Origin of the sequence: Streptomyces sp. NPDC102283 (assembly GCF_044766265.1) — a bacterium.
Classification (GTDB): Bacteria; Actinomycetota; Actinomycetes; order Streptomycetales; family Streptomycetaceae; genus Streptomyces.
On the sequence record NZ_JBIWLQ010000007.1, the window covers coordinates 331,210 to 346,261 of the forward strand.

A 15,052-nucleotide genomic window follows, 5' to 3' on the forward strand; every position below is an offset into this window, starting at 1 on the left:
GATACCGGGGCCTGCTGGGTTTGCTGGGGCTGCTGAGGTTGTGGGTTCCTGTGGTTCTTCCTCTGGTTCTTCCTCTGGTTCTTGAGTCCCTGCTGGCCCTGCTGCCCCAGCAGGCCTTTCTGGTTGTTCTTCAGGCTTCTCTGGTTCTTCCGCCGTACGCGCGGCTTCCTCGCGTTCTGCATCGCGCCCGCCCGGGGTTCGAGGTTCGATGGTGTGACGATCCACGGTGAAACCTGCCGGTCGGGGACGGTTGTGACCGTCTCACGGCATTTTGTGACAGAACGATCCCACGGTGAGACGGTGGGTCGGGTGGTGTGCGAGGGGTGTGGCGTACGCGGGTCCGGTCGTGGGGCGGCCGAGGAGGGCGGGCGGAGGGCGGGTGGGCCCTGGATGTGTGCTGTGTGAGCAGTTAAGTTGAGCGTAAGGGACTCAGGTCTGTTGACTCCGGCGTCGGCGTCATGCATCCTTGAGTCAGATCCACTCAAGTAGTCAGTTGGAGGAATTGAAATGGCACGTGCGGTCGGCATCGACCTGGGCACGACTAACTCCGTCGTCAGCGTTCTCGAAGGCGGCGAGCCCACCGTCATCACCAACGCCGAAGGCGCCAGGACCACGCCGTCCGTCGTCGCCTTCGCCAAGAACGGCGAGGTGCTCGTCGGCGAGGTCGCGAAGCGCCAGGCGGTCACCAACGTCGACAGGACCATCCGCTCCGTCAAGCGCCACATGGGCACTGACTGGAAGATCGACCTGGACGGCAAGAGCTTCAACCCGCAGCAGATGAGCGCCTTCATCCTGCAGAAGCTGAAGCGCGACGCCGAGTCCTACCTGGGCGAGAAGGTGACCGACGCGGTCATCACCGTCCCGGCGTACTTCAACGACTCCGAGCGTCAGGCGACGAAGGAGGCCGGCGAGATCGCGGGCCTGAACGTCCTGCGCATCGTCAACGAGCCGACCGCCGCCGCGCTGGCGTACGGCCTCGACAAGGACGACCAGACGATCCTCGTCTTCGACCTCGGTGGCGGCACCTTCGACGTGTCCCTCCTGGAGATCGGCGACGGCGTCGTCGAGGTGAAGGCCACCAACGGTGACAACCACCTCGGTGGTGACGACTGGGACCAGCGCGTCGTCGACTACCTGGTGAAGCAGTTCGCCAACGGGCACGGCGTGGACCTGTCCAAGGACAAGATGGCTCTCCAGCGTCTCCGCGAGGCCGCGGAGAAGGCGAAGATCGAGCTGTCGTCCTCGACCGAGACCACGATCAACCTGCCCTACATCACGGCGTCCGCCGAGGGCCCGCTGCACCTGGACGAGAAGCTCACGCGCTCGCAGTTCCAGCAGCTGACCGCGGACCTCCTGGACCGCTGCAAGACCCCGTTCCACAACGTCATCAAGGACGCGGGCATCCAGCTCTCCGAGATCGACCACGTCGTTCTCGTCGGTGGCTCCACCCGTATGCCCGCCGTCGCCGAGCTCGTCAAGGAGCTGACCGGCGGCCAGGAGGCCAACAAGGGTGTGAACCCGGACGAGGTCGTCGCCATCGGCGCCTCGCTCCAGGCCGGTGTCCTCAAGGGTGAGGTCAAGGACGTCCTGCTCCTCGACGTCACCCCGCTGTCCCTCGGCATCGAGACCAAGGGAGGGATCATGACCAAGCTCATCGAGCGCAACACCACGATCCCGACCAAGCGTTCCGAGATCTTCACGACGGCCGAGGACAACCAGCCGTCCGTGCAGATCCAGGTCTACCAGGGCGAGCGCGAGATCGCGGCGTACAACAAGAAGCTCGGGATGTTCGAGCTGACCGGTCTGCCGCCGGCCCCGCGCGGTGTGCCGCAGATCGAGGTCGCCTTCGACATCGACGCCAACGGCATCATGCACGTCGCCGCCAAGGACCTCGGCACCGGCAAGGAGCAGAAGATGACCGTCACCGGCGGCTCCTCGCTGCCGAAGGACGAGGTCAACCGGATGCGCGAAGAGGCCGAGAAGTACGCGGAGGAGGACCACGCCCGCCGCGAGGCCGCCGAGTCGCGCAACCAGGGCGAGCAGCTCGTCTACCAGACGGAGAAGTTCCTCAAGGACAACGAGGACAAGGTCCCCGGTGACGTGAAGACGGAGGTGGAGACCGCTGTCGGCGAGCTGAAGGAGAAGCTCAAGGGCGAGGACTCCGCCGAGATCCGCACGGCCACCGAGAAGGTCGCGGCCGTCTCCCAGAAGCTGGGCCAGGCGATGTACGCCAACGCCCAGGCCGATGGTGCGACCCCGGGCGCCGACGCCCCGGGCGACGCCCAGGGCAAGGCCGATGACGATGTCGTCGACGCCGAGATCGTGGACGACGAGAAGGACACCAAGGGCGGTGCGGCGTGACCGAGGAGACCCCGGGCTTCGAGGAGAAGCCCGACGTCCCCTCCGGCGCCACCCCTGATGACGCCGAGCCGAAGGCCGCCGACTCCTCCGAGGAGGAGACGGCGGCCCCGGCCGGGGACCTCGACCCGACCGTCGGTCTGACCGCACAGCTGGACCAGGTACGCACCGCGCTCGGTGAGCGCACCGCGGACCTCCAGCGGCTCCAGGCCGAGTACCAGAACTACCGCCGCCGCGTCGAGCGGGACCGGGTCACGGTCAAGGAGATCGCTGTCGCGAACCTCCTGTCCGAGCTCCTGCCCGTCCTCGACGACGTCGGCCGCGCACGGGAACACGGCGAGCTGGTCGGCGGCTTCAAGTCGGTGGCCGAATCGCTGGAGACCACCGTCGCGAAGCTGGGCCTCCAGCAGTTCGGCAAGGAGGGCGAGCCCTTCGACCCGACGATCCACGAGGCCCTGATGCACAGCTACGCGCCGGACGTCACCGAGACGACCTGCGTGGCGATCCTGCAGCCGGGGTATCGCATCGGCGAGCGCACCATCCGCCCCGCGCGGGTGGCCGTCGCCGAGCCGCAGCCGGGCGCCACGCCCGCCGCGGCCAAGGAAGAGAAGACAGACGACGAGGAGAGCGGTGGCACCGAGGAGGTCTGACGGCAACACGTCTGACCACCAGGGTGCGCACCGACCGGCCCGGCGGCCGGCCCACGGGCCGGCCGCTCGGCCGATCGTCCGGAAGGAGGGACGTCGATGAGCACGAAGGACTTCGTCGAGAAGGACTACTACAAGGTCCTCGGCGTCCCCAAGGACGCCACCGACGCCGAGGTCAAGAAGGCGTACCGGAAGCTCGCCCGCGAGTTCCACCCGGACGCCAACAAGGGCGACGCCAAGGCGGAGGAGCGCTTCAAGGAGATCTCCGAGGCGAACGACGTCCTCGGTGACCCCAAGAAGCGCAAGGAGTACGACGAGGCGCGCGCCCTCTTCGGCAACGGCGGCTTCCGCCCCGGCCCCGGTGGTGCCGGCGGCAACTTCAACTTCGACCTGGGCGACCTCTTCGGAGGCGGCGCCCAGGGCGGCGGACAGGGCGGCGCGGGCGGCGGCTTCGGCGGCGGGGGCGGTCTGGGCGACGTCTTCGGCGGGCTGTTCAACCGCGGCGGCACGGGCACCCGGGTCCAGCCGAAGCGCGGCCAGGACATCGAGTCCGAGGTGACGCTCAGCTTCACCGAGGCGGTCGACGGGGCCACGGTCCCGCTCCGGATGTCCAGCCAGGCGCCCTGCAAGGCGTGTTCCGGCACCGGCGACAAGAACGGCACCCCCAGGGTCTGTCCGACCTGCGTCGGCACCGGCCAGGTCTCGCGCGGCAGCGGCGGTGGCTTCTCGCTCACCGACCCCTGTGTGGACTGCAAGGGCCGGGGCCTCATCGCCCAGGACCCGTGCGACGTCTGCAAGGGCAGCGGCCGGGCGAAGTCGGCGCACACCATGCAGGTGAGGATCCCGGCGGGCGTCTCCGACGGCCAGCGGATCCGGCTGCGCGGCAAGGGCGGCGCCGGCGAACGCGGCGGCCCGGCGGGCGATCTGTACGTCGTCGTCCACGTCGACGCCCATCCGGTCTTCGGCCGCAAGGGCGACAACCTCACGGTCACCGTGCCCGTCACCTATCCGGAGGCGACGCTCGGCGGCGAGGTCAAGGTCCCCACGCTCGGCGGCCCCCCGGTCACCCTGAAGCTTCCCGCCGGCACCCCCAACGGGCGTACGATGCGCGCCCGGGGCAAGGGTGCGGTGCGCAAGGACGGCACCCGCGGCGACCTGTTGGTCACCGTGGAGGTCGCGGTTCCCAGGGATCTCGGCCAGGAGGCCAGGGACGCCCTGGAGGCCTACCGGAAGGCGACCGCGGACGAGGACCCGCGGGCGGAGCTGTTCCAGGCTGCGAAGGGAGCTTGAGATGGACGGCCGTCGACGCAATCCGTACCAGCTGACCGATGAGACACCGGTGTACGTGATCTCGATCGCGGCCCAGCTCTCGGGCCTGCACCCGCAGACACTGCGCCAGTACGACCGTCTCGGCCTGGTCTCCCCCGACCGTACGGCCGGGCGCGGCCGGCGCTACTCGGCCCGCGACATCGAGCTGCTGCGCACCGTGCAGCAGCTGTCGCAGGACGAGGGCATCAACCTCGCGGGCATCAAGCGGATCATCGAGCTGGAGAACCAGGTCGCGGCCCTCCAGCAGCGCGTCGCCGAGCTCTCGGCGGCGGTGGACGGCGCGGCGGTGGCCATGCGGCAGCGCGAGGCCCAGGTGCACGCCTCGTACCGCCGGGACCTGGTGCCGTACCAGGACGTGCAGCAGACCAGCGCGCTGGTGGTCTGGCGGCCGAAGCCGAAGCGGCCGATGGACTAGGAAGCGGCCGACGGACCGGGCGGCCGACGGACCGGCGAGTCCCTTCGTACGCCCATGGGGCCGGGAGAGCGTTCATCCGCTCTCCCGGCCCCTCGGCGCGTGCGGGGCGTGGCGCCTACGGCAGGAGCTCGCTGACCGCTTCGACCGCCATCATCCACATCGGAAGGCCGCCGGTGCCGAACGCGGCGGCCAGCGCGTAGCCGATCGCGGCGTCGGCCGGCTCGACGGCGGCCCCGGGCCGCCACTGTGCGATCACCCGCCGGTCGCCGTCCGAGGAGAAGTCCCCGAGGTGCTTGCCGACACGGGTCAGCCGGCTGCTCGGGATCGAGTCGGGCACGAGCCGGTAGGACGTACCCGCGCAGCGGACGTCGACCCGGTAGGACCGGCGGCGGAGCTTCCCCTTGCCCGGCCTGATCGTCGCTTCCCGGCCGTCCACGGTGAGCGTGAGCCGGCGGGGGTCGCGGGTGCCGATGACGATGTGGTCGTCGATCTCCGCGCCGGGAGCGCGGGTGAGGACGACGCGGGGAATTCCCTCGCCGCTCACGACGAGCATCTCGCCGTGTGATCCGGTGAGTTCGACCACGATGCCCCCGTGGTGGTCGTCCTCGATGGCGGCGGGTATGGGGGTGGTGTCGGTCATCCGGTCTTCGTGGTCCTTCGGTCGCGTGGCGGTGATGCGTCAGGTCGGTCAGGCCTGGTGTGCGGAATTCTCGCAGGTGGCGGGGGAGTTCAGGGGTCCGTCGTCCAGCTGTCGCCGGTCAGCCGTGTACCCGCCGGTCGGTCTCGGAGATGCCCGACCGGACGAGGAGTGCGCCGAGGTGGGTGCGGCTGGTGGCGCCGAGGGCCTGCATGAGCCGGGCGATGTGGGCGCGGCAGGTGCGGACGCTGATGCCCATCCTGCGGGCGACGACGTCGTCGACATGGCCTTCGACGAGCAGGCGGGCGATGCCGAGTTGGACGGCGGTGACGGGGGCGCCGGGCAGCGCCGTCTCCAGCGGCGCGTCGAACGGTGTGGCTCCGGCCCACAGGACGTCGTAGACGTGGACGAGGTAGCGGACGACGGCCGGGTGGGTGATGCGGAGGGCGATGTCGCGGTCGGCCGAGGCGGCGATGAAGGCGGTGGTCCGGTCGAAGACGAACATCCGCTCCGGGGTCTGCTCCATGGTGCGGATCTCCAGCCGTTCCTCCGGCAGCCGGTCCACGTAGTCCTTCAGATTCGGGTGGTAGCGGGCGGAGTGCTGGTAGATGTGGCGCATGTGCACGCCGCGTCGCAGAGGCGCCAGGGCCTCGTTCCTCGCCCGGACCAGGAGGGCCCCGGGGCGCTTGCTGCCGGGGTGGAGCGTGAGGATGTGCTTCTCGGCCCCGTGGACGGCTTCCTCGATGGACGACCGGATGGCGGGCTTTCCTTCGAGCACCGTGAAGGCGTTGCCGCGGGCGGGGCGCGCGATCGAGGCCAGCGGCGTCAGCGCGTCGACGAGGGCGGCGGCGGAGGCCAGCCGCTCGTCCAGGTCCCGGGCGAGCGGTCCGAGAAGCCGGGTCAGCGCCGCGGCCGCCGGTACGGGGAGCAGTCTGCCCGTGTCGTCCGGGTCGGGGCGGAGCAGCCCGAGCGGGACGAGGCAGGGCGCACGGGCGGCGTCGGGCTCGGGGACGTATCCCGTGCGGAGTGCCTCGGCGTAGAGGCCGATCGCCGGTTCGCAGGGTTCTTGCGGGGAGTGCGGGACGTGTGGAGCTGCGGGTGGGTCGTCGGCCCCGGTGCGCATCGGTCGCCCTTTCGGCTGGTGGTGGTCAGGGTCCGGGCGGGTCGGCTTCGACGATGCCCGACCGGACGAGGAGTGCGCCGAGGTGGGTGCGGCTGGTGGCGCCGAGGGCCTGGGTGAGTCGGGCGATGTGGGCGCGGCAGGTGCGGACGCTGACGCCCATCCTGCGGGCGACGACGTCGTCGACATGGCCTTCGACGAGGAGGCGGGCGATGCCGAGTTGGACGGCGGTGACGGCGGTGACGGGGGCGGTGGCGGCGAGCTGTTGCCTGTACGGGGTGGCCTGCGCCCACAGGACCTCGTAGACCTGGACCAGATAGCGGACGAGCGGGGGGTGGCGGATCTCCAGGGCCGCGGTGTGCTCGGGTGTGGCGGGGACGTAGGCGACCGTCCGGTCGAAGATGGTCAGCCGTTCGACGGTCTGTTCCATGGTGCGGACCTGGAGGCGGCCGGACGGGAGCCGGGCCGCGTAGGCGGCGAACTCCGGGCTGTGGCGCACGGGGTGCTGGTAGAGGTGGCGCATGCGGCCGCCGGCCGCGATGACGGCCCGTGCGTTCTCCAGGCACTCCGGGAGGTCGTCGGCCGGGTGGTTGCCGCCCGGCTGCGCGGTGAGCACCTCCTCCCTCGCGGCGGCGGAGGCGTTCCGCAGGGAGTCGGCGATGAGGCTCTTGCCTTCGAGGACGGTGATGGCGAGGTTCGGGTCGTCGTCGGCCACCGTTGTCAGCGGGACGAGCGAACTGCTCAGCGCGGCGGTGAGCCGGATGCGTTCGTCGATCTCGCGGGCGATGGGTCCCAGGAGGTGCGCCAGCGCGGCCGACGGCGGTACGGGGCGCAGCCACGCGTCGTCGAACGGGTCGGGCTGGAGAAGAGCCGTTTCGATGAGGCAGGGGACCGACACGGTCGCGGCCCGGGCGACGCGGCCGTCGCGGAGCGCTGTCTCGTAGAGCCGGACGGCGGGCGGGCACAGTTCTCTGTTCCCGTGCGCGTGGGTCCGGTTCGTCCCCTCCGTGTGCATTGTGGGCCCCCCACTTCTCGCACTGCAACAAGATGACGGTGGCCAAAGCCTAAAGGGCGCGAAAGGCTCGACCTGTCGGGGATTCCCGGGGGGGTCCCCGACAGCGCGGGACGCGGCCGCCTACTCCCCCTTGCGCGGTCGCGTCCCGAGTGGGCTTGTGGGTCGGTTCTCCGGGCGGGAGGGGAGAGGGGCGGCGCCCGGGGAGTCAGGAGGTGTGGTCCAGGATTCCCGAACGTGCGATCAGATAGCCGAGTTGGGCGCGGCTGCTGCTGCCCAGAGCGGCGGAGAGTTTGGCCACGTGCGCACGGCAGGTCCGGACGTTCATGCCGAGGCGGCGGGCGATGGAGTCGTCGACGTGCCCCTCGACGAGGAGTTGGGCGATGGAACGCTGAACGCCGCTGATTCCCTGGGGCATCGGGTCGTACTTGACCTCTTCGAGGAGGGGCGCGGCACGGGTCCACAGTTGCTCGAAGACCTTCACGAGGTATTCGACGAGGCCGGGGTGGCGCAGTTCGAGGGCGACCTGGCGGTCGTCCTGGGCGGGGATGAAGGCGACCGTGCGGTCGAAGACGATCAGGCGCTCTATGAGTTCTTCGAGCGTCCGGATCTCCACGTTGTCGTTGGCGATGCGCTCGGCGTACGCCAGGGTGCTGGGGCTGTGGCGCACCGTGTGCTGGTAGAGGGTGCGGATGCGCACCCCGCGGTGGACGACGGACAGTCCGCGCTCCAGCGACTTGCTGAGCTGGTCCTCGTTCCGTCCGCCGCCCGGCTGGACGGTGAGGACCTCGGCCCGGCACTCCGTGGTCGCGAGGTCGAGGGCGGCGTTGATCCGGTTGACGCCCTCCAGCACGGTGATGGCGTGCGTCGTGGGCGGGCCCTGGGCGCTGATGTCCATGAAAGGCTCGAAGGACTCGGTCAGTTCCACCGAATGCCGTCGGCGTTCCTGGATCTCGCGTTCTATGGGATGCAGATGCTGGGCCAGCGCTGCCGACGGCGGTACCGGCCGGAGCCAGCCCGCGTCGTCCGGGTCGGGATGGAGCAGGGCGAACTCCATCAGGCACGGAGCGGGTTCCAGCTCGGATCGGGCGATGCGGCCGGACCGGAGTGCGGTGGCGTAAAGACGTCCCCCTGCCTCGCACAGTTCGGTGATCCCGTGAGGATGTGTCGTCTTTGTGTGGCTTGTGGTCATTTCTCCACCCCCCAGGTTCCTGAACATTCAGGAACATGATGCATCGACCCAGTGGTGTTCGCGTGCCCAGGTGGGACATCGTCTTAGGTGCGGGGGAGAAGAATCCACAAGTGAGGACGAAGCCGACTATGTACAAGCGAATGCTTCGCTCGGCGCTTGCCGCCTCGTTCGTCGCGGCCCTTGGACTCGGGCTGACGGGCGTCGGCGTCATGGGCGGCAGCGGCGAGCAGAAGGCTGTTCAGGCCGCGGCACCCAGTGACATCGGCTGGGTCTCGCCCGCCGCGGTCCCGGGTGACATCGGCTGGGTCTCACCCGCCGCGACCCCGGGCGACATCGGCTGGGTCTCGCCCGCCGCGGTCCCGGGTGACATCGGCTGGGTCGCTCCGGCCCGCACGGTCGCATGACCACCCCGCCGGACGACCGCACCTTCCGGCGCGAGATGGCAACCGCCTATCGCTCAGGGTGGCATTTCATCGATCTGCTCACGGCCCTCCCCCGCCGTGGCGACTCGTTGATGGTCACCCTGTTCGGAGAGCCGATCGTCGTGGTGATGGAAGAGGACGAGGACGTCCGCGCCTATCGCTGTCTCCGTCGGCCGCGCGGTGCGCCGCAGCCGGTCCGCTGTGCCGTCAGGTACGGCATGATCTTCGTCAATCTCGATCAGCGGGACCATGAGCTGTTCGACGCAGAACCCCTTTCCGCCACCCCCCGCAGTGCCTGAGCGATTCCCCCGTCGTCACCTATCGCTCCGGCGCTTCCCCCACACAGCGGCGCCACCGTGACCTGAACACGGTGGCGCCGTTGTGCTGTTCCCGTACGGGGCCGGTGTCCGGGGGACCCGTCAGGCCTTTCCGAGCGCCCGGTCGAGGGCGATCTCGATGACGACCCGGGTCGGGTTGATCCGCGGTGCGCGGCCGTAGCGCGCCTCGTGGCGGGCCTCCGCGTCCGCGACGGCCTCCGGCTCCGTGCGGATGACCGCGAGGCCCTCCAGGGTCGCCCAGCGGGCCCTGTCGATCTGGCAGACGGCCACGCGTGCCCCGCCGGGGCCGGCGGCCCGGATGTTGGCGACCTTGCGGCTGCCGCCGTCGGTGATCACGCGCGCCACCCCGGCCTCCGGGTCGTACGTCACGCACACCGGCACCACGTGCGGCGTGCCGTCCGGGCGGGGGGTCGTCAGGGTGGAGAGGTGGCTCTCGCGCCAGAACGCGACATATGCGGGAGTGGGGTGGTGTACGTCTGCCATGGGGGCAGCGTACGAGCCCGGGCCTCGGGTGCCCGCAGCGCGTGCGCGCATTGCCTTGAGTGGAATAGACTCAACTTTGTGTACGTTGGCTGAGTCAACGAAGGACGTACGACCCACCAGCTGCGAGGAGGAGTGACCACACGTGGACGCCGAGCTGACCAACAAGAGCCGGGACGCCATCAACGCGGCCACCAGCAGGGCCGTGAAGGACGGGCACGCCGATCTGACCCCGGGACACCTGCTGCTCGCGCTGCTGGAGGGCCGGGACAACGAGAACGTCATCGACCTGCTCGCCGCCGTCGAGGCGGACCAGGCCGCGGTGCGGGGCGGGACCGAGCGGCTGCTCGGGGGCCTGCCCAGCGTCACCGGCTCCACCGTCGCCCCGCCGGCGCCCAACCGCGAGCTGCTGGCCGTCATCCAGGACGCGGCCCAGCGGGCCAAGGAGCTGGGCGACGACTACATCTCCACCGAGCACCTGCTGATCGGCGTCGCGGCCAAGGGCGGCCGTGCCGGTGAGATCCTCGACGGGCAGGGCGCCGGCGCGAAGAAGCTGCTGGCCGCATTCGAGACGAGCAGGGGAGGGCGCCGGGTGACCACACCCGACCCGGAGGGCCAGTACAAGGCCCTGGAGAAGTTCGGCACCGACTTCACGGCCGCCGCGCGCGAGGGCAAGCTGGACCCGGTCATCGGCCGCGACCAGGAGATCCGCCGCGTCGTGCAGGTGCTGTCGCGCCGGACGAAGAACAACCCCGTGCTCATCGGCGAGCCCGGCGTCGGCAAGACCGCCGTCGTCGAAGGGCTCGCCCAGCGCATCGTCAAGGGCGACGTTCCCGAGAGCCTGAAGAACAAGCGGCTCGTCTCGCTGGACCTCGGCGCGATGGTCGCCGGCGCGAAGTACCGCGGCGAGTTCGAGGAGCGGCTGAAGACCGTCCTCTCCGAGATCAAGGAGAGCGACGGCCGGATCATCACGTTCATCGACGAACTGCACACCGTCGTCGGCGCGGGCGCCGGCGGCGACTCCGCCATGGACGCGGGCAACATGCTCAAGCCGATGCTGGCCCGCGGCGAGCTGCGCATGGTCGGCGCGACCACGCTCGACGAGTACCGCGAGCGCATCGAGAAGGACCCCGCCCTGGAGCGGCGCTTCCAGCAGGTGCTGGTCGCCGAGCCCTCCGTCGAGGACACCATCGCGATCCTGCGCGGGCTCAAGGGCCGCTACGAGGCCCACCACAAGGTGCAGATCGCGGACTCGGCACTGGTGGCCGCCGCCACCCTCTCCGACCGCTACATCACCTCCCGCTTCCTCCCCGACAAGGCCATCGACCTCGTCGACGAGGCCGCTTCCCGGCTCCGTATGGAGATCGACTCCTCGCCCCTGGAGATCGACGAACTCCAGCGCTCCGTCGACCGGTTGCGCATGGAGGAGCTGGCCCTCAAGAACGAGTCCGACCCCGCGTCCAGGCAGCGCCTGGAGAAGCTGCGCCGCGACCTCGCCGACAAGGAGGAGGAGCTGCGCGGCCTCAACGCCCGCTGGGAGAAGGAGAAGCAGGGCCTCAACCGGGTCGGTGAGCTCAAGGAGCGCCTAGACGAGCTGCGGGGCCAGGCCGAACGCGCCCAGCGCGACGGCGACTTCGACGCCGCCTCCAAGCTGCTGTACGGGGAGATCCCCGGCCTGGAGCGGGAGCTGGAGGAGGCCGCCGAGGCCGAGCAGGAAGCCTCCAAGGACACCATGGTCAAGGAGGAGGTCGGCCCGGACGACATCGCGGACGTCGTCGGCGCCTGGACCGGCATCCCGGCCGGGCGGCTGCTGGAGGGCGAGACGCAGAAGCTGCTGCGGATGGAGTCCGAGCTGGGCAGGCGGCTGATCGGGCAGAGCGAGGCCGTGCAGGCCGTCTCCGACGCCGTACGCCGCACGCGGGCCGGGATCGCGGATCCCGACCGGCCCACCGGGTCGTTCCTCTTCCTCGGCCCCACCGGCGTCGGCAAGACCGAGCTGGCCAAGGCGCTCGCGGACTTCCTGTTCGACGACGAGCGGGCCATGATCCGCATCGACATGAGCGAGTACGGCGAGAAGCACAGCGTCGCCCGCCTCGTCGGCGCCCCGCCCGGCTACGTCGGCTACGAGGAGGGCGGCCAGCTCACCGAGGCCGTCCGCCGCCGCCCGTACAGCGTCGTGCTGCTGGACGAGGTCGAGAAGGCCCACCCCGAGGTCTTCGACGTCCTGCTCCAGGTCCTCGACGACGGCCGGCTCACCGACGGCCAGGGCCGCACGGTCGACTTCCGCAACACCATCCTCGTCCTCACCTCCAACCTCGGCAGCCAGTTCCTGATGGACCCCCTGGTCAAGCCCGAGGCCAAGAAGCAGCAGGTGCTGGACGTGGTGCGGGCCTCCTTCAAGCCGGAGTTCATCAACCGGCTCGACGACCTGGTGGTCTTCTCCGCCCTGTCCGGTGACGAGCTGGCGCACATCGCCGGGCTCCAGATCGACCGGCTGGCGAAGCGCCTCGCCGACCGCCGGCTCACCCTGGAGGTCTCGCCGGAGGCGCTGGCCTGGCTCGCCGAGGAGGGCAACGACCCGGCGTACGGGGCGCGGCCGCTGCGCCGGCTCATCCAGAGCGCGATCGGCGACCGGCTCGCCAAGGAGATCCTGTCCGGAGAGGTCCGCGACGGCGACACCGTACGGGTGGAGCGGGTCGAGGACGGGCTGATCGTCGGCCCCGCCTCGTAACGACCTCACCCGGTCGCCATGACGACCTCGCCGGGTCGTCACCGCCGGTCACGGAGCATCGCGGTCCGTGGAGGCGTGCCCGGCGGCTCCCGTCCCCACCCGCTCTCTGTCAGCTTGTGGCGGATAGGGGCCGTCCGGGCTTGCCATGCCCCGCCCGCCATGGGAGAGGATGGCCGCAACCGCACGAAGGGAAATAACGGTGAGCATCGATCCGTCCTCGATTCCTAATTTCGGGGGCCAGCCCGAACCGCAGGCGGCAGGACCGGAGGGCCCCGTCGTCCCTGACCAGGACCTCGTCAAGCAGCTCCTCGACCAGATGGAGCTGAAGTACGTCGTCGACGACGAGGGCGACCTCGCGGCGCCGTGGGAAGAGTTCCGGACCTACTTCATGTTCCGGGGCGAGGAGGAGCAGCAGGTCTTCTCCGTCCGCACGTTCTACGACCGCCCCCACGACCTCGACCAGCGTCCCGTGCTGCTGGACGCCATCGACGACTGGAACCGCCGCACCCTGTGGCCCAAGGTCTACACCCACGCCCACGAGGGCGAGGAGGGCGAGGCGGGTTCCGTCCGGCTGATCGGTGAGGCGCAGATGCTCATCGGCACCGGCGTCAGCCTGGAGCACTTCGTCTCCTCGACGGTGAGCTGGGTCCGCGCCTCGATCGAGTTCGACAAGTGGCTCGTCGAGCGCCTCGGCATCGAGCCCGCCGAGGCCAAGACGGAGGGCGAGGAGCCCGCGGGCGCCTAGCCCCCGCAGCGAACGGGCACGGCCCGGGAGACGGTCATCACGGCCGTCTCCCGGGCCGTCTCCGTGTTCAGCCCAGCCGGGCCAGGCGCTCCACCGCCTCTTCCAGGACCTCGTCCTTCTTGCAGAAGGTGAAGCGGACCTGGCTGCGGCCCGCCTCCGGGTCGTCGTAGAAGACCGAGTTCGGCACGGCCGCCACCCCGCAGCGCTCCGGGAGCGCGCGGCAGAAGGCGCCTGCGTCCTCGTCGCCGAACGGGGAGATGTCGGTGGTGATGAAGTACGTCCCCTCCGGCTCGTACACCCGGAAGCCCGCGGCGCGCAGCCCCTTCGCCAGCAGGTCCCGCTTGCGGCGCATGCCTTCGCGGAAGTCGGTGAAGAAGGCGTCGGGCAGGGCGAGCGCCTCGGCGATCGCGTACTGGAACGGGCCTCCGCTCACGAAGGTCAGATACTGCTTCGCCGCCCGCACGGCGGCCACCAGCGGCGCGTCCCCGGTCACCCAGCCGATCTTCCACCCGGTGTACGAGAACGTCTTCCCCGACGAGGAGATCGACACCGTGCGCCCGCGCATCCCGGGGAGCGCGGCGATCGGGTGGTGCGCCCCCGTGAAGACCAGGTGTTCGTACACCTCGTCGGTGACCACCAGCAGGTCGTGTTCCACCGCGAGGGCCGCGATCCCGGCAAGCTCGTCGGGGGTGAGCACCGCGCCGGTCGGGTTGTGCGGGGTGTTCAGGAGCAGGAGGCGGGTGCGCGGGGTGATCAGGGTGCGCAGTTCGTCGAGGTCCGGGCGGAATTCCGGGGCGCGCAGGGTGAGCGGTACGCGCTTCGCGCCCGCCAGGGCGATGCAGGCGGCGTACGAGTCGTAGTACGGCTCGAACGCGATGACCTCGTCGCCCGGTTCGAGGAGGGCGAGCAGGGATGCGGCGATCGCCTCCGTGGCGCCGGTCGTCACCAGGACCTCCGTGTCCGGGGACCAGGTCAGGCCGTAGAAGCGTTCCTGGTGGGCGGCGACGGCGGTGCGCAGCTCCGGGACGCCGGGGCCCGGTGGGTACTGGTTGCCGTGCCCGGCGCGCAGCGCCCGGACCGCCGCCTCCCGGATCTCCTCGGGGCCGTCGGTGTCGGGGAAGCCCTGGCCGAGGTTGATGGAGCCGGTCCGCACCGCCAGCGCGGACATCTCCGCGAAGATCGTCGTGCCGAACGCGGCGAGGCTGCGGTTGAGCAGCGGCCGCCCCTCCGCGGGGTTTCCCTGTGTCGCTCGTCCCTGTGTCGCTCGTCCCTGTGTCATGGGCGCCATCCTGGGCCGAAGCTCTGGAGTTGCTCAACTCACGTTCGGGGATGAGCACCTGTGCCGGCACACACGGTGCCCTCTCCGAGCAGGAAGAGGATGGTCGCCGATGGTCGTCATCTGTCGTCGTCGGCCGCTCTCGGACGGCCCACAGACGGCCCAGCCCGCCGGGGGCGGACCGCCCGTGGCGCGTGACGCACCTGGCCCACCGCCGTCCCGATCCAGGACGCACGGCCCCTTGATGGGCGGGCAAGGCGGCAGGTCACGGCCCCGTATCTGGAGAACCAGGCGGGACGATCCCAGGTATAGCCCACGGCCGCCTGAACAACGGTTGAGGAGTTTTATCC

14 protein-coding genes are annotated in these 15,052 nt (G+C 70.4%); 8 read left to right on the forward strand and 6 right to left on the reverse strand.

The window, feature by feature from the left end:
* Window positions 1-507 precede the first annotated feature (507 nt).
* The 4 genes from dnaK (at window position 508) to ACIRJT_RS17000 (ending at window position 4,749) form a co-directional block, all read left to right on the forward strand.
* On the forward strand, window positions 508-2,361 hold the full coding sequence (dnaK, locus tag ACIRJT_RS16985; protein WP_403909736.1) for a molecular chaperone DnaK: 1,854 nt from the start codon (window positions 508-510) through the stop codon (window positions 2,359-2,361).
* Entirely contained in the window at window positions 2,358-3,008 is a 651-nt protein-coding gene (gene grpE, locus ACIRJT_RS16990) for a nucleotide exchange factor GrpE (RefSeq protein ID WP_371624836.1), read from the forward strand. Before dnaK ends, grpE begins: the two co-directional genes overlap by 4 nt.
* A 96-nt stretch (window positions 3,009-3,104) precedes the next feature.
* Window positions 3,105-4,295: a molecular chaperone DnaJ gene (gene dnaJ, locus ACIRJT_RS16995; RefSeq protein WP_403909740.1), complete on the forward strand. Its 1,191-nt coding sequence runs from the start codon at window positions 3,105-3,107 to the stop codon at window positions 4,293-4,295.
* 1 nt (window position 4,296) lies between these two features.
* Window positions 4,297-4,749: a heat shock protein transcriptional repressor HspR gene (locus ACIRJT_RS17000; RefSeq protein ID WP_097866474.1), complete on the forward strand. Its 453-nt coding sequence runs from the start codon at window positions 4,297-4,299 to the stop codon at window positions 4,747-4,749.
* Window positions 4,750-4,864: 115 nt separating this feature from the next.
* On the opposite strand, the gene ACIRJT_RS17005 is transcribed toward ACIRJT_RS17000, so the two are convergent.
* The 4 genes from ACIRJT_RS17005 to ACIRJT_RS17020 form a co-directional block, all read right to left on the reverse strand.
* On the reverse strand, window positions 4,865-5,389 hold the full coding sequence (locus ACIRJT_RS17005) for a hypothetical protein (RefSeq protein ID WP_403909744.1): 525 nt from the start codon (window positions 5,387-5,389) through the stop codon (window positions 4,865-4,867).
* A 118-nt stretch (window positions 5,390-5,507) separates the two neighbouring features.
* A complete protein-coding gene (locus ACIRJT_RS17010) occupies window positions 5,508-6,509 on the reverse strand; it encodes a LuxR C-terminal-related transcriptional regulator (RefSeq protein ID WP_403909747.1) in 1,002 nt (333 codons plus the stop codon).
* Window positions 6,510-6,534: 25 nt separating this feature from the next.
* Window positions 6,535-7,521: a helix-turn-helix transcriptional regulator gene (locus ACIRJT_RS17015; protein WP_403909750.1), complete on the reverse strand. Its 987-nt coding sequence runs from the start codon at window positions 7,519-7,521 to the stop codon at window positions 6,535-6,537.
* 205 nt (window positions 7,522-7,726) lie between these two features.
* Entirely contained in the window at window positions 7,727-8,710 is a 984-nt protein-coding gene (locus ACIRJT_RS17020; RefSeq protein WP_403909753.1) for a helix-turn-helix transcriptional regulator, read from the reverse strand.
* A 128-nt stretch (window positions 8,711-8,838) separates the two neighbouring features.
* Between ACIRJT_RS17020 and ACIRJT_RS17025 the strand changes: the two genes are divergently transcribed.
* Window positions 8,839-9,114 (forward strand): hypothetical protein, encoded by a 276-nt coding sequence (locus ACIRJT_RS17025; protein WP_403909756.1) that lies wholly within the window; start codon window positions 8,839-8,841, stop codon window positions 9,112-9,114.
* Entirely contained in the window at window positions 9,111-9,431 is a 321-nt protein-coding gene (locus tag ACIRJT_RS17030; RefSeq protein ID WP_030588701.1) for a hypothetical protein, read from the forward strand. The genes ACIRJT_RS17025 and ACIRJT_RS17030 overlap by 4 nt, the downstream gene beginning before the upstream one ends.
* Window positions 9,432-9,551: 120 nt before the next feature.
* On the opposite strand, the gene ACIRJT_RS17035 is transcribed toward ACIRJT_RS17030, so the two are convergent.
* Complete coding sequence (locus ACIRJT_RS17035; protein ID WP_215109766.1) at window positions 9,552-9,953, reverse strand: pyridoxamine 5'-phosphate oxidase family protein; 402 nt, start codon at window positions 9,951-9,953, stop codon at window positions 9,552-9,554.
* A 142-nt stretch (window positions 9,954-10,095) separates the two neighbouring features.
* Here ACIRJT_RS17035 and clpB point away from each other — a divergent pair, with 142 nt between their 5' ends.
* Window positions 10,096-12,681 carry an ATP-dependent chaperone ClpB gene (gene clpB / locus ACIRJT_RS17040; RefSeq protein WP_403909759.1) on the forward strand — a complete coding sequence of 862 codons (2,586 nt, stop codon included), beginning with the start codon at window positions 10,096-10,098 and terminating at the stop codon, window positions 12,679-12,681.
* A 199-nt stretch (window positions 12,682-12,880) separates the two neighbouring features.
* Window positions 12,881-13,426 (forward strand): YbjN domain-containing protein, encoded by a 546-nt coding sequence (locus ACIRJT_RS17045; RefSeq protein WP_403909762.1) that lies wholly within the window; start codon window positions 12,881-12,883, stop codon window positions 13,424-13,426.
* A gap of 67 nt (window positions 13,427-13,493) precedes the next feature.
* Here the strand turns inward: ACIRJT_RS17045 and ACIRJT_RS17050 are convergent, their stop codons facing one another.
* Window positions 13,494-14,705, reverse strand: coding sequence for a pyridoxal phosphate-dependent aminotransferase (locus ACIRJT_RS17050; RefSeq protein ID WP_403909765.1), 1,212 nt, complete (start codon window positions 14,703-14,705; stop codon window positions 13,494-13,496).
* Window positions 14,706-15,052 lie beyond the last annotated feature (347 nt).